This is a genomic window from Lysinibacillus sp. FSL M8-0355, assembly GCF_038008985.1.
GTDB classification, from domain to species: domain Bacteria; phylum Bacillota; class Bacilli; order Bacillales_A; family Planococcaceae; genus Lysinibacillus; species Lysinibacillus fusiformis_D.
Genome location: NZ_JBBPAI010000001.1, coordinates 2114768 through 2134311, shown reverse-complemented (window position 1 = coordinate 2134311; position 19544 = coordinate 2114768). Strand labels below are relative to the sequence as shown.

General features: G+C 34.8%; 16 protein-coding genes and 1 pseudogene. 5 read left to right on the top strand and 12 right to left on the bottom strand.

The window, feature by feature from the left end:
- Positions 1 to 47 precede the first annotated feature (47 nt).
- The 6 genes from MKY46_RS10375 to MKY46_RS10350 form a co-directional block, all read right to left on the bottom strand.
- A complete protein-coding gene (locus tag MKY46_RS10375; RefSeq protein ID WP_080717069.1) occupies positions 48 to 1493 on the bottom strand; it encodes a HAMP domain-containing sensor histidine kinase in 1446 nt (481 codons plus the stop codon).
- Positions 1486 to 2148, bottom strand: a complete 663-nt coding sequence (locus tag MKY46_RS10370; protein ID WP_036122577.1) for a response regulator transcription factor — start codon at positions 2146 to 2148, stop codon at positions 1486 to 1488. Before MKY46_RS10370 ends, MKY46_RS10375 begins: the two co-directional genes overlap by 8 nt.
- A 712-nt stretch (positions 2149 to 2860) precedes the next feature.
- Positions 2861 to 3907, bottom strand: a complete 1047-nt coding sequence (locus tag MKY46_RS10365; protein ID WP_036122580.1) for a Fic family protein — start codon at positions 3905 to 3907, stop codon at positions 2861 to 2863.
- 505 nt (positions 3908 to 4412) lie between these two features.
- A complete protein-coding gene (locus MKY46_RS10360) occupies positions 4413 to 5372 on the bottom strand; it encodes an ETX/MTX2 family pore-forming toxin (RefSeq protein WP_340834111.1) in 960 nt (319 codons plus the stop codon).
- 590 nt (positions 5373 to 5962) lie between these two features.
- A complete protein-coding gene (locus tag MKY46_RS10355) occupies positions 5963 to 7918 on the bottom strand; it encodes an AraC family transcriptional regulator (RefSeq protein ID WP_036122593.1) in 1956 nt (651 codons plus the stop codon).
- A gap of 470 nt (positions 7919 to 8388) precedes the next feature.
- Positions 8389 to 9192, bottom strand: a complete 804-nt coding sequence (locus MKY46_RS10350; RefSeq protein ID WP_036122597.1) for a nucleotidyl transferase AbiEii/AbiGii toxin family protein — start codon at positions 9190 to 9192, stop codon at positions 8389 to 8391.
- A gap of 714 nt (positions 9193 to 9906) precedes the next feature.
- Here MKY46_RS10350 and MKY46_RS10345 point away from each other — a divergent pair.
- Positions 9907 to 10170, top strand: coding sequence for a hypothetical protein (locus tag MKY46_RS10345; RefSeq protein WP_230593820.1), 264 nt, complete (start codon positions 9907 to 9909; stop codon positions 10168 to 10170).
- Positions 10171 to 10222: 52 nt separating this feature from the next.
- Positions 10223 to 11701, top strand: coding sequence for a UvrD-helicase domain-containing protein (locus MKY46_RS10340; RefSeq protein ID WP_230593822.1), 1479 nt, complete (start codon positions 10223 to 10225; stop codon positions 11699 to 11701).
- Between the two features lie 169 nt (positions 11702 to 11870).
- On the opposite strand, the gene MKY46_RS10335 is transcribed toward MKY46_RS10340, so the two are convergent.
- The 6 genes and pseudogenes from MKY46_RS10335 to MKY46_RS10310 form a co-directional block, all read right to left on the bottom strand.
- On the bottom strand, positions 11871 to 12197 hold the full coding sequence (locus MKY46_RS10335) for a hypothetical protein (RefSeq protein ID WP_340834108.1): 327 nt from the start codon (positions 12195 to 12197) through the stop codon (positions 11871 to 11873).
- Between the two features lie 215 nt (positions 12198 to 12412).
- The gene (locus MKY46_RS10330; protein ID WP_036122605.1) at positions 12413 to 12637 is read right to left on the bottom strand and encodes a PF20097 family protein; all 225 of its coding nucleotides are present in this window, start codon (positions 12635 to 12637) and stop codon (positions 12413 to 12415) included.
- A 306-nt stretch (positions 12638 to 12943) separates the two neighbouring features.
- A complete protein-coding gene (locus MKY46_RS10325; RefSeq protein ID WP_036122608.1) occupies positions 12944 to 13732 on the bottom strand; it encodes a class I SAM-dependent methyltransferase in 789 nt (262 codons plus the stop codon).
- Positions 13720 to 14151 carry a BrxA/BrxB family bacilliredoxin gene (locus tag MKY46_RS10320; RefSeq protein ID WP_036122610.1) on the bottom strand — a complete coding sequence of 144 codons (432 nt, stop codon included), beginning with the start codon at positions 14149 to 14151 and terminating at the stop codon, positions 13720 to 13722. The genes MKY46_RS10325 and MKY46_RS10320 overlap by 13 nt, the downstream gene beginning before the upstream one ends.
- 630 nt (positions 14152 to 14781) lie before the next feature.
- The gene (locus MKY46_RS10315) at positions 14782 to 15345 is read right to left on the bottom strand and encodes a hypothetical protein (RefSeq protein ID WP_036122613.1); all 564 of its coding nucleotides are present in this window, start codon (positions 15343 to 15345) and stop codon (positions 14782 to 14784) included.
- A gap of 1188 nt (positions 15346 to 16533) precedes the next feature.
- Positions 16534 to 16712: pseudogene (locus MKY46_RS10310) on the bottom strand (transposase); the annotation flags it as partial.
- 354 nt (positions 16713 to 17066) lie between these two features.
- Here MKY46_RS10310 and MKY46_RS10305 point away from each other — a divergent pair.
- The 3 genes from MKY46_RS10305 to MKY46_RS10295 all read left to right on the top strand — a co-directional run bounded on the left by MKY46_RS10305 (position 17067) and on the right by MKY46_RS10295 (position 19382).
- The gene (locus tag MKY46_RS10305) at positions 17067 to 18122 is read left to right on the top strand and encodes a DUF4236 domain-containing protein (protein ID WP_036122617.1); all 1056 of its coding nucleotides are present in this window, start codon (positions 17067 to 17069) and stop codon (positions 18120 to 18122) included.
- Positions 18119 to 18790, top strand: a complete 672-nt coding sequence (locus MKY46_RS10300; protein WP_051891655.1) for an excalibur calcium-binding domain-containing protein — start codon at positions 18119 to 18121, stop codon at positions 18788 to 18790. Before MKY46_RS10305 ends, MKY46_RS10300 begins: the two co-directional genes overlap by 4 nt.
- 259 nt (positions 18791 to 19049) lie before the next feature.
- Positions 19050 to 19382 carry a hypothetical protein gene (locus tag MKY46_RS10295; protein WP_036122620.1) on the top strand — a complete coding sequence of 111 codons (333 nt, stop codon included), beginning with the start codon at positions 19050 to 19052 and terminating at the stop codon, positions 19380 to 19382.
- Positions 19383 to 19544: the final 162 nt, after the last annotated feature.

Sequence of the window (19544 nt, the reverse complement as noted above, 5' to 3'; positions counted from 1 at the left end):
CTGTTTCATTCGGTTCTAAAATTTGAGCTGCCCTTCGTAACAATTATTTACCTTTCAGGAAATGTCACTAAAAATTGAATACCATTCTCCATATTATTCACGGAATAGTTAATAGAGAGTGATTGAAATATTTGTTTGACAATATATAAGCCTAAGCCACTTCCACCAGTGTTCCTATTTCTTGATTTTTCGATTCTATAAAAAGGCTGAAACAATTGTTGTAGTTCGTCTGCTTTTATTTGTACACCTGTATTAATGATTTGGATTTGAATCTGGTTTTGTTTTGAATCCTCCGTCAATGCTAAATATACAGTTTCTCCCTGTGGTGAATACATAATTGCATTATGGATAATATTTTTTAATGCTTTTTCTAATAAATCACTGTCTGTAAATACGTAATTATCTGGTGGGATTTTGTTAATGATTCTAATATTTTTCTGAGATGCAAAAAAAGCGAGGTCCTTCGTAATAGTCTCAATTAAATCTAGGAGATTTATTTCTCTTGCTTGGATTTTAAATATATCTTGTTCTAGTTTGGACATACTTAAAATTTCACGGACGAGTTGTTCTGTTCTTTCAATAATTTTACGGTTTTTTTCTAAATAGTAGTCACGATTTTGATAAGGTCCGATATTATAAATCATCCCTTCTATATAACCTTTCATGACAGTGAGTGGCGTTTTTAATTCATGTGCAACTGTAGTGAAAAACTCCCTACGTTTTGTTTCGATTTTTCTTTCTCTTTCAATATCATCTTTTAATTGCTCATTTGCTATTTGTAAATCATTCATTGTCTTTTGCAAGTTATTCGACATTTCATTTAAGCTATTAGATAATTCCTCTAACTCATCATTGGAACGAACTACTATATTTTCGGAAAAATCAAGGTTTGCCATCTTTTGCGCACGCTCATTTATATAAAGGAGTGGTTTTGTAATAAATCTTGAATATAGATAGGCACTGCCCAATCCAATACCCACTACTATGATGCTAATATAAGGGAGAAAGCGTACTAAGACCTGTGAAGCTTCATCGATAGGTTGAAATGTAGCAAATACATTCACGATTAAATTACCTTTATCTAGAAATTGAATGGGGAAAGATTTATGAAATGCATTTACTGTTTCTTCATTTTGTAATGGTGTTGTTTTTCCAGTAATAATTGGTGGCGGCGAATTTCCCTGAATCATGAACGAAGGTGAATATATAATATTTCCGTCCTTTTCTTGTAGGTAAATGATGGCATTATTTTCTTTGGAGTACTCGTCCAAAAGATTTCTTGCATGTTCTAATTTTATTTTTTCTGATTTTTTAATGATGTCGACCATACCGGATTGGAGTTGGTTTGTTTTATATTGTTCGTAAAATGTTGGAAGGAAGAAGTATAATGTTAAATAAATTAATACTGCAAAAGATAGCAGTATAAGAGAAGTAATCATAAAAAGTTTATAGGTTATTTTTTTCATCTTCATGATGTGTACAATCCTACTCATCGATTTTGTACCCAATACCCTTGACTGTTTTAATATAGGGTATATTTAATTTTTTTCTTAAATTTTTTATATGTGTATCAATCATCCGTGTTTCTCCTGAATAATCATATCCCCAAACTTTTTCTACAATGATTTCTCTAGTAAGTACTTTTTTTTCGTTATGAAGTAATAGTTGTAAAATCTCGAATTCCTTTGTCGTTAAAGAGATTTCCTCTTTATTTACATAAGCTTTGTATCCGTCACAATCGACATTAAGTTCATTAAAATTTAAATCGTTACCCCGATTTTTATAATTGCTTCTTCTGAGAATGGCTTGTACACGTCTAATCAACACATGAAATGAGAATGGCTTCGTTATATAATCGTCAATACCAAGATCAAAGCCTTTCATTTGATCTTGTTCTTCTTCTAATGCCGTTAGGAAAATAATCGGTATATTAGATTGACTACGAATCATTTTGGCTACTTCAAATCCATTTAGATTTGGCATCATCACATCAAGAAGAATTAAATCAAAGGGTTGAGTATTCAATTTCTTTATTCCCTCTACTCCATCTGATGCCACCGCTAAAGTATAATTTTGTGTCTTCAAAAACTGCTTAATTAATTCTTGAATTTCTAAATCATCTTCTATTACAAGAATCTTGTAGTTCATTAAGATCTCCCCCTAGTTAGCCATTATAACCACGCAATCTGTAGTTTATGTGAAGATACCTCGTTTTTTCTAAAAAAATATAAATGAACCCTACGATTATAGTCATACTTAGATTTCATAAAAATAAGTTCCATCACAGGATAAAATTCCCCCAAATATCCACAGGCTTAATCTTGAATCTGCTGATTTTTTTGGAGGAATGTATTCTTCATCATGACATGGAATTTTTATAATATGGAACTCTTTCATCTTTGTATAATCATTAAAGAAAAGGAGATGTTGCCCCCTGCTAAATATGAGTGGATTCTGCTAATACTGAATGCACGTTTGAAAAAATTTATTTTCATATCACCTTAATCGTCCAACTAAATTCGACCTATTTGGCGTCAATATGAAGAACGTGGAATTCTTATCTAGAGATATAATAAGGGAGTTTATGTGAGTTAATAGAAACTAAAACGTGTCCACTTAGATTAGATGGCATCAAACAAGAGGAGTATCATTAGGAGGTGGTATAACATAAAATGACCAACGTTTTACAACCAATACAATTTGTTATTTTTCTCAGTTAGTTTTTAGCACATTTCGTTTTCATTCCTACCATTTGCACAGTGGTCGAACGAGGAGCATGGATACGTGACTTGGCTGGTGTAATTCCAATATTCCTTTTCGCATTACTACTATTTTTTCTGACTTATGCAGTCCTCCGACTTCAAGATTTGACTTTCATCCAGCACGCATTTCTCCCTTTTGAAATCAGTTTAATTTCACCACCTACTTGTAAATCAGTTAAAGCTTTACTAATTGTACTTTCGGCTATATCAGGATAAATACTTCGAATGTATTCTTTTGTAAAGGGTTGTTCTTGGTTAAGAATAAAATTCTGAATTCGCTCTATCTTAGTATGTCTACATATAGAATCCCGTATTCTGTTATGTAGATTTTTATAAGCCTCTAAAATAATAGATAAGAATGTTTTTAACCAGAAGCTCATATTATGCCCATTACAATACCAATTTACCGATGATTGATAGACGGCTTCATAGTATTCTGCCTCTCTTTTCTTGATATATTCATCTAAACAAACATATTTAACAAATGTATGTCCGCTTTTTACTAGTAATAATTGCATTAACATAAGCATTAATCTACCATTACCTTGACTAAATGGGATTATACAATAAAGATTGAATATAAAACGAGCTATCAATATAAGTGTAGGTAACTCTTTTTTACGGTTTAATACATTGTACTGGTTGCATAATTGTTCTACAGCCATTGGGATATTTTCAGGAGGAAGAGGACGATAAACAATCGTGTGCATCCCTTTCTCCGGAATTCCCGGGATAGAGAATGGCTTTTGACGCCATTTTGCACCGTCAGAGGTAATAAAATGAACTAATTGAAAATGCAATTCTTGTATAGTATCTGGACTAATAGAGAAAGCACTAGATTTTTCATGTACAAGTGTCAGCGTTTCATAATAACAAAATATCGCATCTTCTGAGATCGATTGGGGTATCATATCTTCTAAAATAAGTTCTTTTAATCGCTTATTAGAAACTTTTATATCCTCATATACCGAAACATAGTTTTTTATATATTGTAGTGGCATCGCTTTTGCAAGCCTAGTGAACATATCAGGTCTTTGCTCTTGATAAGCGGTCAACTTTCCTTTATATTCACTAATTTCACTAACTAAGTTTATTATTTGTTGCTCACCACTATTTATATATTGATCTTCGAAAAAATTTCTCATGTGGTTCCTCCTTTCTTGGAAATCATGTTGCTTTTCCTTTGTTACAATCATACAGATTATTATTTTCAATTGCGAATCTTCATTAAATTAAACAAAAATACTAAAAATAACATCGTTTATTATTCTATATTGGTTCATTCACTGTATAAATGTAGCGCAATTAGAAGATAAATACGCATAATTCTTATCGGTCCATTCGTTTAAATATTAAAATGTCACAAAAAATAATTCATATGCTTTAGGCAAGAATATCGAAGTATTTCTCCCAGGGTAAATTTCACAAAAAATGAAGTCAACCTGAACGATAAGGATTGATTTAGTGTTTTCCAAGAGCGTTTTGTTCACAAAGTTGATTGATAATCTATCGTTTCAATTGCCATTCATTGTAACATACCTATAGCTATAAAAATTTTGATAATGTAAAATGTTATCCAATTTTTAGAGGCAATATAAAAATGCAATACCCTTACTTTTAATACGCTAAGGGTATTGCATGCTTCTATTCTTATTCAATTATTTTAGTAGCCACAGAAAGGGTTTCAAAATTAACAGGAATTTTTTTTGTTTCTATTGTTACGGGCTTTTTCGAATCTGTAATATCTGTTATTTTAGCATATAAACGTGTACCGAATTCTGTGCTAAATCGTCCTTCGCCCGTCGCTCTAATTCCAAATCGATCATTTCCTTCTGCATTATCTCTAATTACGCGTTCAAATCCTTGAGTATCTGAAGCAAAGTTCATGGCAGAATATAAAAGTTGAGGGCTCATCGGTAAATTATTGTAATAATAAGTAGCGTCCCCATATAAATCTGCATTCAGTCTGTTCCTACCCGATATTGTTATTTTTTCAAATACATACTCAACTTTATATTTTTTCCCTGCTGGAACAGGAATTCCTTGTGGAGGCACAGTAAACTTTCTAACTTGTGATTTCTCTGTAGTGTTGGAAGTGGACATATTATAATCAACACTAAAACTTTGCGAAGCAGAGACCATCATTACAGAAAGCGTTGCATTGTAATTATATCCAAATGTCCAACCTGAAGTATTGGTTGTACTAGTCATTTCCTTAAATTCATGCTCATATCCACTAGTAGATAACGTTACCTCATGCCCTAGATTATTTTCTAAAATATTTTCTCCAATTGTCAAAATTTGAGCGTTTTCAATCATAGACCCTTCTATGATACTACCGTTTAATTCGGTATCTTTTATATGATGGTATCTATATTCTGTACCATCAAAAGCAGCACTGATCAACATCTTTTTCACTCTGTCATCAATATCTTGATAGGCACTATTCTTATGTTGATTTTGTTCAGCCGCTTTTATGTTGCTTGAAACAACTCCAATATTATTCCCCGTCAGTCCTTGATTTTCAGAAGCACTTGCATTATTAGAAAAGGGACCGCCTGCCAATAAAGTACTCGTTACTACACCATACAGTATTATTTTATTTTTCATTGTGAAACCCTCCTAATATTTTTTTATTAAATATCTACTATTAATAGATTATCTAATGTAAATATAATATTAAATGTCACTATTTTTGACAAAATGGGATAAAAACTATTCTTTATAAAGACATATGGATTGTTTTTAATCGTTTTTTAATCGTTTCTTTCCCTAAATATATTGTTTATTTTGTATTTAAGGTAGAAGGATGCAATAAAAAAATAGAAGGTAGCATTAATTGTCACAATTTATTAATTTTTCCTCCGACATAACACTTTATCAAGAAATTGACAAATAGCAGACGAGATACACTTAAGATTTCTATTTTGGTGGCGTTCTATGATAATTAAAGTGTCTTACGAAAGAAGACTCTAGAAAGCCACTTTTAATCAGTTGCTTTCTAGAGCCTATGGGGAAAATTTGTTAGAAATCTGTTAAAAAGGGATTAAATTCATTTTAAATAATAGAGGAAAAATAAGATTACTGTGAATACAAAGTGGTAGATCGTATTTTTACCTTTGGAAGGTGTTGAAATAATACCTAAGAAAAATATTTTTCAGCTACTTGGCCTAAATAAGTCAGTTCTTATGCTACAATATCTATTTTGTTTTGGCAGTTTCCATAATCCAATTAGCTAAATTGTCTATTTGCCCTTCTACAGCAATTGGGTCTCGAAACCATGACTGGCTTTCAGTCCACAAAAATACTTTTCCATCGCGAATCGCAGGCAGGTTACCCCAAATCGGATCAGCCTGTAGTTCCTCCAATGTCGATTCTGTTGTTAAAACCAAATAATCTCCAGTATATTCAGGAAGCAATTCCAGTGAGAATTCATAAAATGATTCAGCTAGCATATGTTCGGGAATCGTAGCAGGCGGATTCGCGCCCAATATTTCATACATGATTCGACCACCTCGTCCAGACTTCGGTCCGAATAAGAATACCTTTCCATCATACTCCTGCATGATGGAAACAGTCTCTCCCTCATCAAGTACAGCTTGAACTTCATCATGTAACTTACTTGTGCGACTCTCAAAATCGGTAATCCATTGTTCAGCGACATCCTTTTTGTCTAATAAATCACCGAAATATCGCATTTCCTCCTGAATACTTTCAAAGCTATTATACGGCATAGCCACTGTTGGCGCGATGAGCGAATATTTGTCCACTGTTTCTTCTTTATTAATATTTGTAATGATTAAATCTGGTTTCAAATCAACCAGTGCTTCAAGCGAATCTCCCACATTAGTGACACCGTCAAGCATCCCTTCTAAATACGGACTTTCCATCAATAAAAAATCAGATGCCACTGGTTGGACGTCTAGTGCCAACACGGTACCTAAAAATGCCGATGCTGCTACACGTTGTGGATGCGCAGGCACTTCCACATCTCCGAGAGCGGTCTTAATTGTTCGCATTTCGATATTGGCAGGTGCTTCTGCATTCACTTGATCAGATTTGGCTGCGCCACTATTTCCCTTTGTCCCTTCAGATGATGTCCCACATGCTGATGTAACCATTGTTAGACACAATAGTGTCATCGCTAACATATTTTTTTTACTCATTGCCATATCATTTCCTCCATCTAACATTAATTGATAATGAATATCATTACCGTTTAAATGATACATGGCTGGATGTGGAGCAACAATGGACAAATCTGTCCACTTCATAGTATCTTTCGAACCTACAAACTGGTATTGCCTGCGATATTCCCCTGGAGTTATACCTGTTTGTTTCTTAAACATACGGTTAAAATAGACTGTGTCTGGATAACCAACATAAGCAGCAATTTCTTGTAGCGTCGCTTCGGTATCACACAGCAAATTTCGTGCCAAGTCTATGCGTAATCGAATCGTATAATCAAGTGGGCTGCATCCCATCTGCTCTTTAAATTTCCTTGAAACATACTGTGGGGTGTAATTCATTTGATGGGCCAACTGCTCCATGGAAATCATTCCACGATAATTCCTTGCGATATAGCGGACAACTTGTTCAGCCAACGTTGGGGCGTGTGCAAGCTCCATCCGCTCCTGTAACGCTGCATGGACGAAACGGATGAATTCCCCCTTAGCCTTCAATCTTCTTAATTCATGGACATCCTTCATGTCTTTCTCTTTGTCTATCTGCCCATTATCTATTTGTTGCCAATCGCTCAACATTGTTTCTAGCCTCTCCAACATAACGAGCGGTTCGGATGGCGACACTGCCCAACTTTTCATAAATGGATTGTCTGTTTGCATCATCATATGAAACTCCCGCAATGCTGAAGCTGGCAAAGAAGCATTGTATAAAATCATGTAGATGTCAAGAAAGTCAGTAGATTGAACCGTTATCCGCTGCCCCTTGCCGATATGTATTAAATGAAACCGTTCGGATAGCCATACTTCATCGTTTACCCACAGCTCAGCCCGTCCATTTGCCACAAACATAAACGTGCTTGCTGGTGTTACATAATTACGAATTTCGTCACCACGCCCAAGTCGTTTTACCCGAATGTCCAGTACACGAATGACGACTTGATTCCATAGTTGAATTTCTTCGCTTATATTCATAATATTGCCACGAAATGAACGTTATTAATCCTGTCCATTAGATTGCTCCTTCCCATAGATCATACAGCTTCAATGATTATCATTCTCATTCAGATTTACAACATAACAAATACTATTTGAGGATGTCAAGGCAAGCAAAAATACTTTATCTAACTATACCTCTTGCAAAATTTTCCCCGCCTCAGACATATTTTTTGTCGGCTGCACAGCAATTCGCTTGTTTGAACAATCTCCTGAACACATAAGCTAGCCAGCTTTATCCTATTCTTCACCTCATCCCTTTGTGATTCTAGAAGAGAAAATTCATCAGTCATAATAGATAAATCCCCTCACCTTTTTTAGTTTATAATGTCTACTTCTTAATGCATTGATGCGTTAGATAATAACTAAAAATGTTTATTCTATTCCCATATAACTACTTATACTACGTAGAAACCCGCGAACAACATAATGTCCGCGGGTTTCTATCGTTATTGCCAAGCCTGATTGTCAAAGTGCCACTGCTGGAAAAATTCATGCTCAGCCAATAGCACTTCATGAATTGGGCTGAAAAATTGTTTTAGTACGCCTGTTAATTCGAGTGTAGTGTTTAGCTCAATTATAAAATGATGGCGCTCAAATAATGCTTCTATATACGCCTGTAATATACGTCCTTCTATGTTTTGGGTTTGCAACAGTTGATTAACTTCCAACATTGCTTTTGATGTTTTCTCTAAGGCTGGATATTGATACATTTCGATAAATTTTTGTGCTATCACGAATTCCGTTGGATATGTATAAAGCACAGCCACCTCGCTGGCTAGTAAGGTTGGAAACATAATGGTTTTCGGTGTCACTGGCACACTTTCTTTATAGGTTATTCTTACTTCTATGTATGTTGTTGTTTGGCCTAGTGTAGCTGGTATTGTGAAATGAATACCGTCTTCTGTTAAAGCACTCTCTATTTTTTCTGCGTTCCACTCAATGCCATCCTCTGGTACTGCAATCGAACAAATTTCTTTCAATACTTGTTTCGCTATTTCCTGTTGACGAGCACTCGGCTTCGCTAGCAGTGTGATTTCTTTTGTGGGCTTCACCAATCCCTCTGTTAATGCAAATAATAATAAATCCCCTGCTAAGTAAAATTGATCGTTATATGATGAGACAGATAAACGATAAAGGAGCCTTTCTTGACAATAAAGTGATACTAGCTGTTCCCTATTTTCTTGCCGTGCTGCAGCCATTTCTGTTATTTGTGTAAACACATTCGTGGATTGTGTGCTCATTGTTTCCATAAATATCCCTCACCTTTTTGATTTTTCAGTTTTTTCATGTCGGAATTTAGATTCTTACTAAAATTCATGCTTTTATTATCACTTATTTAAGGTATAGAGTAAACGGTAATGTATACCAAAAAAGCCTGTCGTAGCTAGGGACGACAGGCTGGGAAAATTAGACAAGGGGCAGCCTCGCTATTGCGAAACTACCCCTTTAGTATTTATAGGTAACATTCTCGTAAATTGTAAAAGTCTCAACCCAATCGTCTGGGGAATATTATCTTGAAACCAGATTCGTTTCATCACCGCGGTAAAATTCCACTGTGTGCCTTCTAACTTAAGCAACGCAAACCCTACCATCTTTTGCGTCCTTGCAGCCCCAAAGCATGCGCCAGTGTGAATAAGTATCTACAAAAACAAAAAGCAGAATGCCAGATTACAGAAATATGCTACCTAAAATAGCACGTCTCTTATTATAGCACAGTGAATTAAATAAGTAAAATATTTTATACAAAATACAATTCCACACTCTTTTTTCACTCTTTACTCTTTCTAATTCATATACCTAAAGACTCATAAAAATTCCTCTTTAGAAAGGATCATATTTTAAATAACCAATGTTTTAGCTTATAATAATACTTTTTTACCACAAGACTAAAGTTGTTATTTTTTACAATATATAGTGTATTATAAATATTGTATAACACACTAATATTTGGAGGTTAATATATTTTGCTACATATCATACCAAATGATCTTCCTACATTAACTAAGGGCGAGCGCAGTGTGCTCAATAAGATTAAAAATTTATATAAAACACAACAAAGTGATGCCTATCTCTATATTCAACCCAAGATTAAAAATCTTATTCCAGATTTTATTCTAATTGATTGTTTAAGAGGAGTAAGTATTTTAGAAGTGAAGGACTGGAGTATTGACTACCTTGCCACTTGGACTCGTCTAGAAATTAAAAATATCAATGGGGAAACTAGATAATCCAGTATTTAAAGCTGGTCAATATTATAAATCTTTGGAAGGCTTATTTTCAATGGATGATAGATTATACAACACGCAAGGTGAACTAGATGTGAAGCTCTCTTCCTTTGCTATTTTGCCTCATTTAAAAAGAGCTGCCTTTGAAGAAAATCACTTAGCAGATGTTTTTAATCAGAAACCCGCACACTATCTATTATCGGAGGATTTTAACAGTTTAGAAATATCAGACTTATTTTCAGAAATTAAGCCTTTGAGCCCTATGTATTTAAAGATGCTCAGAGCAATTATCTTCCCAGAGATTCAAATTCTCTCTACAAGTGAAAACCACACGCAGGAACTAATTGCTGCATTAGATGCTGAGCAAGAACGATTTGCTAAAAATATTTCATACGGTCATTATATGGTGACGGGAGTACCTGGCAGTGGAAAAACAGTTATGCTTTTAGCAAGAGCAATTCATTTGATTAGAGAAAACCCCGATTGGAAAATACGCGTTTTAACATACAATAGAAGTTTAGCTACAAAACTAGAACAAAAAGTAAAAAGCTTAGCAGAAAATTTATCATTTTTAGATATACATATTGAAAATATTGAAATCAGTACCTTCCACAAGTTTGCATTAGATATAGCACATGTCTCTATCCCAAAACTATCTGGTGATGAACAGCAAAAATGGTGGGACTATGATTTGCCAAGTTTGTCTCTACAAAAAGCTAAACCGATGTATGATGCAATTTTAATTGATGAATACCAAGATTTTTTAGACGATTGGATTCGTTTAGCCATTCAAAGCTGTAAGACTTTTAAAACTATTGATAGTAAAAAAGAAGAAAAAAACAGCATTAATTTATTTTTAGCTGGCGATCGCTTACAAGGTCTCTACCGTTCAACAGATACACCTTGGACAGAAATTGACCCTATTTTAGACATGCGCGGCAGAAGTAAATTACTAAAAAAAGCCTATCGTTCAGCCAATGAGCATATTGATTTAGCTCTACAATTTTTAAGTGTAGATGAAAAATTAAAAGCCGAGGTAGAAAAATTTTATTGCCCTATGAAGGAAATTGAGTATGAAAATTCGGTTGAAAATGGCATCGAGATGATTGAAGGAGAACTTGAAGAGGTAGCCATAAAAATTGAGGAATTGATTTATAAAGCTGGCTATAATCCAAATGAAATAATGGTACTCTGTAAAGACTGGCAGAGAGCTAACACTTTCATCCAAACACTTCCAAAGGTGTTACAAGCAAAAGCGGAATCATTAAATAAAAAAGCATCCACTGAGCATAAAATGATTGTGACAACTTATCAGTCAGCAAAAGGATTAGAAGCTCCGATCGTATTTTTATTGGATACAGATCGATTTATCTCTACTTCTGTAAAAGAAGAAGCATTAAAATATCGAAAAACTATGTATGTAGGTATCACAAGAGCCTCTGAACAATTGTACATTCACGCTGAAAACTTCCATCAAGAATCCTATGCACAAGAAATGAAAGTTCTACTTCAACAAACAGTGCCTGTTCAGTAAATCGAACAATCTCAAATACCTGTGATTTCTGTAAAAAAGCCAGTTTATAAGTAGATAAACATTGGAAATTTATATACAACATACACATCATGATATATGACAAAAAATCAGTATGGTAGGACATGTCACCTAGCATACTGATTTTATTATTGCATACTCCATTTCCACTCTACATTTTAATGACAACCCTTTTGTTAGTTGACGGATCAAGGCTGATGACTGTTAAAATCCCTATGGCTGCAATCACAGCAGGCACATCAAACGATACAATCGCTGAGTTTAATGGCAAACCAAGTACAGCCCTTACTAAAACAGCCTGTACCAAAACAATAACGAAAGCCATGATTATAAAAGCTAGACCAAACAAGCCGCCATAGCGATAAAACCCTGCACCAATCAGCCAGCCGACTAAATAATAGCCAAAAATATTGAGGGCAAAGATGAGAATTGCCAACAGCCAATGATTTTGTAAATCCACGAATGGCGATACCATCACTGTTTGTTTCCAAAAATACCCCCAAATGAACTGCCCATATTATCAAGCCTAATGTCAGTTAGTGAACTAGTATCACGAAATGCTAATTTCTCCCGTTCTTCATTTCGTATATTTTAGTATAATGAAATTTTTTGTGAAATGAACAAAAAGCCCCGAATAGTGGCGTTTTCTTTATAGCTAAGATTTTCATAAAAAGTTTCATTCTTAACCTTAACTTATTTAATAAGTTTGTTCGGTTCATCTACAAATGCACCTAAAATATAACCGCAATCTTGACAATAGTATGAGGTTATTTTAGAGGAATTTCCTAGATGAGAATTAAGTGGTGCGTTTTTGTTAAATGATTCTTCTGGAAACATGTGGAGCGGAGCATGACCAGCTCGAATAATACCCTTATGAATGTTCTGACTATTACAATTTGGACATGTCTTCAATTCCATAACAATCCCTCCATAAGCTTTTATATATTCTATTATAAACTTTTTTAAGCCTTCATAAATAACCATCTCAACAAAAAAACTTAATGGAAAATTTGCGCAAGCTAAAATTGTTGAAAGGCTTGCTCTATCCGAGGATCATGGAGAGCAATATTCAGTAGCACTCACACATTTCAGATATTCTGATGCATTATAATGTCCTCTACTACTTCACTTCCGCAAAAATTAAAATGACAAAAGATGCCCAAGTCAGACATTTCGAACGGTTGGACACCTTTTGTCATATATTCTATATCTATTGGAGCTCGGTCAGACTTCTAGCACACCATAATGAAACTTCGCGGTTACTCTCGTCAATTGCTGGAAACCGTACTGTGCAAACCACTCTGAACGAAAATGTGCCTTTAATACCACCCGCTTTTTCGCTACACGCTTGGCCTCATAGACCCATTCATCCGTTAATGTAACATGCTCACCCGCGAGCCGTAACGCCTGAAAATTATTCGCCTCTTCGATGACCTCTTCAAACATCGGGTCCATATAGACCACATCAAAGGCCTTGTCTGGCAAGGTTTTTAAATAAGCAATCGCTTCAGCCTGAACTACCTCGATTCGTCGCATACAGGCGGTTAATGGTAACTCGGACGTATCATAGGTTTGCGTCCCCCGACTGACAATAAACGCTACATTTGGATTTGCTTCCAGCCCTACTACATGGCCTATCTCCCCCACGATATAAGCCGCTAGCATAGCATCTGCCGCAAGACCTAATGTACAATCCAACACCGAATCACCCTGTTGAAGCTGTGCCGCTTCCAAAAAGGGCTCTGCCTCACCACGAGCAACACGCTTTAGTCGAAACGCTGCAGAATTCGGATGAAAGAAAAAGGGCTCCTGTGCCCCATAGGCATAATATTCATAGCGATTCTTCCCCGCCACCATCACATGTGCCTGCAACTCCTGTGAAATCTTACGAACAGAGCGCTTTTTCCGTGGCTCAAATGTAGCACCTAATGTTTGACACGCAAAAGCAGCGAGCGCCATCGATACTTCGTCTGGTCTGCCCGCTGTCGTCACAATCGTTTTTAGTTCTCGCATGTTTGCTCTAACACGCCAGTTAAATGAGAGACAATTTGCTCCACAGGGAATCCCTCAATTTGTTCACGCGGAATAAAGTAAGCCAGTTCCCCGTCCTTTAAAATCGCCATAGACGGTGAGCTCGGTGGCACCTCTTCAAAATAACCGCGCATTGCTGCAGTCGCCTCTGGATCCTGCCCTGCAAACACCGTCACAAGATGGTCAGGCTTCACCGCAGCAATTGCCTCGCGCGCTGCTGGACGAGCAAGTCCTGCCGCACATCCACATACCGAGTTAATAACCACTAACGAAGTCCCCTTCGTCTCTGCCATAAACTCATTCACTGCATCAGCCGTTGTCAGCTCCGTAAATCCAGCCTCCACTAGCTCCTCACGCATCGGCTTCACAACCTGCTTCATATATTCATCATAAGCGTTCATGCTTTTCCCCTCTTTCCTATGTATTCGCAAAGCTTATTATAGCAAGGTTTTGTGTGAATGTACAAAGACATGCTTTTTGTTTGATTTTGGGGGAAATTTGACTTTTTTGTGTAACGGATAATGGTTTTATTTAGGTCGTTCCATAAAAAATGGGGTTTGCACAATCAAAGTAACTTTTTTCATGAAAATAAAAAAAGCCCAGGCTCAAAATTTGAAGTAACCACCTAAAGTTAGAAACGGTTATTTCATTAGACAGCGGTTTGGATATGGGTTCGGTATTGTATCGGACACATGTCTTTTAATTTTGCCTTAATAAAGGTGGCATTTTCACTTACCCATACTTTCTGGTTCTTCGTTTCCTTTATGTCAATATGCAATTACAGTACAACCTCTTTCCGTAGCTTCAAAATACCTAAGATACGCAATCACACTGATATACCGATCAGGATAGCATGTATTCAAGCTCTCGTTTATACTTTCAATAACTTTTCATCTCATCCACGTTAGGAATCGGTTGTGCTAACTTCATAGTATCGCTCCTTTCTTTTTGAGGAAATAAAAAAGAGGACGACAAATGACAACAGCGTGTGCTACTATGAATTGTTGTCCTCCAGAGGGTCGGTAGAGATCTCAAGTATCTGTTGATTCCATATTTGTAATTAGCATTCTTTCCTTAAAAGAATTAGCATTTCTAATGTAGTTCAAGTACGTTACTCTTCTGCTATCCGTAATGTGTCTAACAAAATATAAAACAAACAGACCTATTAATAAAAACAGCGAACTCCATAAGAGTCCTTTAAACCCTTTTGTGTAAACCTGATCAAATAATCGATTAACTTCTTCAATGCCCTCACTATTCTGGATTTTAGCCTCAATTAATTTTATAGCGATACTATTAAAATAACCATATAACCCAGCAAACCCCACTCCTATAATTGAAAAAAGTATTGCATAAAATGAAATATTTATACTAAAAAAATCTTTACTAAATCTTAATGAATTCTCAGATGATGATGTAAGACCCTTTTCAAGATAATCTAATTCAACAACAGAGTGGTTTATTGCAATTTCTTCAATAAAATTCATCTCATCAATCATAGTTTTGCCAAGTAGACACTCTTTTTTTAATTTTCTCATGTAAGTGTAAGAACAATCTGAATTAATTTTAAGACGCTCTATCTGTTCTCTATCCATTTTTTAATATTCCCCCAAATTAAAATTTTTTGCTGATGAAATTAATTATAAAGTTTGCTTACTCTTTCTCTAATAATCTCACTAGCTAATCCTTTGTAAGTTCCACTCCCTTTCTATTTTTGGTTGACTCTAAAAAATGATAATAATTACCATCCTATTGCAGTCTAATTAAGCATTTCTACAATTTTACCAGTAAAATCTCCTTCGTTATTAAAAATAATTTTAACATTATTAATTAAGAATTCTTGAGTCAATATTGTTGTAAAAAAGCTAGTAATAATCGTGGTACTCAAAAATTTCATACTATTTAAAAAAACTATGTTGACTACTACATTCAAGGTAGAGTTTCAAAAAGGTAATAATCAAATCTTTGCTTTTTTCAATAAGTCATAAATATACTTTTCTCAAATTCTAAAGACATCCATTAATAAAGGCTTTGTTCTTACGTTCTTTTTTTAAATCATTTTTTTCTGACCTATTATTAAACTTGCTTACTCCTTGCACCATCAGTAACGCAAAATAAAGTGATATTGAAAAAGACAGAATACTTATTAATATTTTTTAATATCATTATTAACTATATTTGAAATAAACCGTATAGAAAAAGTAATAAAAAGGTAAAATGATAATTTGAAAATTATCCCAATTTTTACCCTCATCACATGTAGATCGCTTCATCCATGGAGTGATGATCTTTGTCTCGGCGTAGACCGGAAGCTCGGCTACCCTTGCCCACCTTTCGAAAGAACTGTGACACAAGTCCCAGGTAGTTCTATTATATCAAGATAGAACTTTCCATCAACCCCAGTATATAACTTTTATCAGAATATAGGCTTACGTCTCTTTGACGTTATTCTTTGTTCTTTCCATCAAAGCTCACCTACGATTATGAATCGAGTTAGGCCACAAAAACTCTTAAACAACGACTAAGATATATTTACATGTTCGGCTAGGATGCGGGCCAATGTTTCGGGGAACACGCATATTTTGTTCACCGAACTCTTAAAAATTAAAAAAAGTACTACTCATAGTACCTTCAGACTGTAGACAAAAGCCGTCGAAAGTGTACTTCTCAATGGTTTTTGTATTTTTTCTTTCCCTTTCATTTTCAATATTCTACCGTATCCAACATACTCTTGGAGCAGAGTGGCTCTCTTAAGTCGCCTGCCACGTCTAAGTAGCCAGTTGCTATAAATTCATGGCAACAAAAGTATGCATCGCCTTCATAGATAATTTTTCCAGACCTCTTAAGGTTGTCCATCGCATTCCATACTTTTCCTTCGCATCGGCAAAACACGCTCAATCGTTTCTTTGCGCTTTGCATAGATTTGTTTGGTGTCATAGGAATGGCGTAAATATTCAGCTTCTCGTTTATCACCTCAAAAATTTACTTTTCAACACCATATGTAGACGGAGTACTTTATGTAGAAGTTGATTGAAACAAAGAGCGGGTGCCTCCTGCAGGAAAAGCGGGAAACATCTGCTCGTAGTGGAAATCAACGACTTTACTTTATTTCATTGTAAAAGAAAAAGACTGTAGGCAAACTCTCAAATTTTTTGAGTTTATCTACAGTCTGAAAGGACATGTTTGTTAGACATGTCCTTTCAGACTGTATATGTAAAATATATACTATATTGGATATTGTATATTCTTTTTGTTACGTTTATAGTTATATTTACGCAAGTCAAATGTACTTATGTTTATTAGGAGGTTTACATAAATGGGATTTCGTTTCAGAAAGAGCGTTAAAATTGCCCCAGGGGTTAAATTAAACTTAGCTAAGAGAGGTGCCAGTGTCACATTTGGTAATAAGTATGCTCGAACAACATTTGGAAAAAACAGAACTACCATTTCCAGTTCAATCCCTGGAACTGGTATATCCTATTCTAAACAGATTACAAAAAGAAACAAGCGCCCACAAAGGATTGCATATGAAACTACCAATAATACATTACCTGACATAACGCCAAACTTACAAGAAGTCGAAAAATACAATACTTACATTAATATGTTAACTTCTGTTCATTTAGAAGCAGAAAATGATGTTAACTGGCATTTAGTTGCTGAAGAAGACTTATCACATTTATTGAATGAAGGTCCCAACGTAACCTCTGTTATGAATGAAATAGCAAACTATAAGCCGACACTTCGCGATAAACTTTTTAATCGAATTACTGCTAAGAAAACGATAATTGAAAATAAATTACCTGAAGCTAAGGAGTTAGATTTTGAAATCTATCAAAAAAAGCAAAGATTAAAGGATGCTGCTCTTCAAATTTTGACTGGTAATAGTGATGCGTGGATTCTTGCTATAACTGAATATGCGCCATTTGAAGATATTGAAAGCTTTGGAAGCAAAATAAGTTTTGATATTAATAATAATGAACTAATAGTAACTTTAATGGTTGGAAATGAAGAAGTAGTTCCTACTGATGTCTTAACCCTAACGGCAACAAATAAACTTTCTCGAAAAAAAATGACGAAAACGAATTATTTAGCTCTTTACCAAGACTATGTGTGTAGTTGTGTCATTCGAATTGCTAGGGAGATATTTGCAATCCTCCCTATCGATAAGGTACTTATCCATGTTTATGATTTCGGACAAGCTGACTCCCCTCCAAAGAAAGGTTGTATACTTTCAACACGAATATACAGAGGTAATCTAACTAATTTAGAATTTGAAAGTATAGATTGTTCTGACACTATTGAAACATTCGAACATAATATGACATATCTTAAAACTAAAGGTTTTAGACTTGTGGAGGAATTGAAATGAATGGTTGTTTAACTTTAATTATTATATTAATTGCTCTAGCCATATTTATAAATTTCCCTTTATTTATAATAGGTTTTGTTCTAATATGCTGGGGAATATATGAATACAAAATTAATAAAAACCTTAAAGCTAAATCTAAATTAATACCAACTATTATTACACTCGGCTGTATATTATCTTTTTCAGGTTGTGCATTAAGTTTGACCAATGACACTGAAAAAGAGCATGCAGAAAGTACAAAAAAAGAGACTAAGAGAATTGTGGAGCAAAACGAGACGAAACAACCCGAAACGACCCCTGTAAAAAATACAATTGATTCACCTAATTCTAAATTGGATTCAAAACAAGAATCAGAGTCTACTACTCAAATGGAAAAGTTAGAAGAAAAGAAAGAAGTTGAAGAGGAGTCCGTAGTAAGTACTGAACAAAATAAGGAAACAAATGTTTCAACTAACTCAACTTCCAATCCAGATACAATCGGAACTACACCCGGTACTAATACTCAAGAAACTGTTAATACAGTTGTAACGCCGAGTACTCCTCAAAAAGAGTACTTTAAAAACTGTACTGAGCTGAGAAAAGTTTATCCACATGGGGTACCTTCTGACCATCCTGCTTATGCATCTAAGCACGATCGTGATAAAGATGGTTGGGCCTGTGAAAGATAGTTGATTTAAACAAAATAATCCAGTATTCATTAGACTCATTCCAAATAAAATTCTCTTTTTTCAGTGCAAATCTGTATTTTTTAATATATTAAAAGAGTGAAATATTTTTTTCATTAAAACAAAAACGCCCAGGCTCAAATCAATTCAATAAATGTACATATTTGTCTATAAAATATGTACAGACACTAAATTATTCCAGATTTTGTTCGATAACAAAATGGATTCATAAATTATTTAATAGAAAGGAGTAAATTCAATTATGATCTCTTCTCAATTTTCAAACATGCAGTATTTAATGGCACGTCGGTCTTCATCTAAGTATTATGGGTTAACAAAACAGACTGGCAATGAAGCTAATAACTCTTCTACAAAGGGTCAAGAGAGAATTAACAGTGTGAGTAAAATTATTGAAGAAAGCAAAACCTCCAGACTCTCTGCGAAACAGATTGAAACACTTAAAAGTGCTGCTAAGGATGGTTTGTTAGGCTCTAGTGCTAAAACATTAGGACCATGGGGGAAACACAATCTCCAAAAAATTTTATCAAACACTAAGCACAATTCAACATTAAACGCTTATCGACATTCAATCTAATTTTATTAGCGTTCAAACACCCTCCAAATAATTAGAGGGTGTTTTTAAATTTACAAAGTGAAATTTCTAATTTTCAAACCCTCTTTGAATAGCCTACATATGACTCGATTAATTAATTACTCAATCTCAAGTGTGCGGGTTTCAGGAGAAATGAACGGCGAG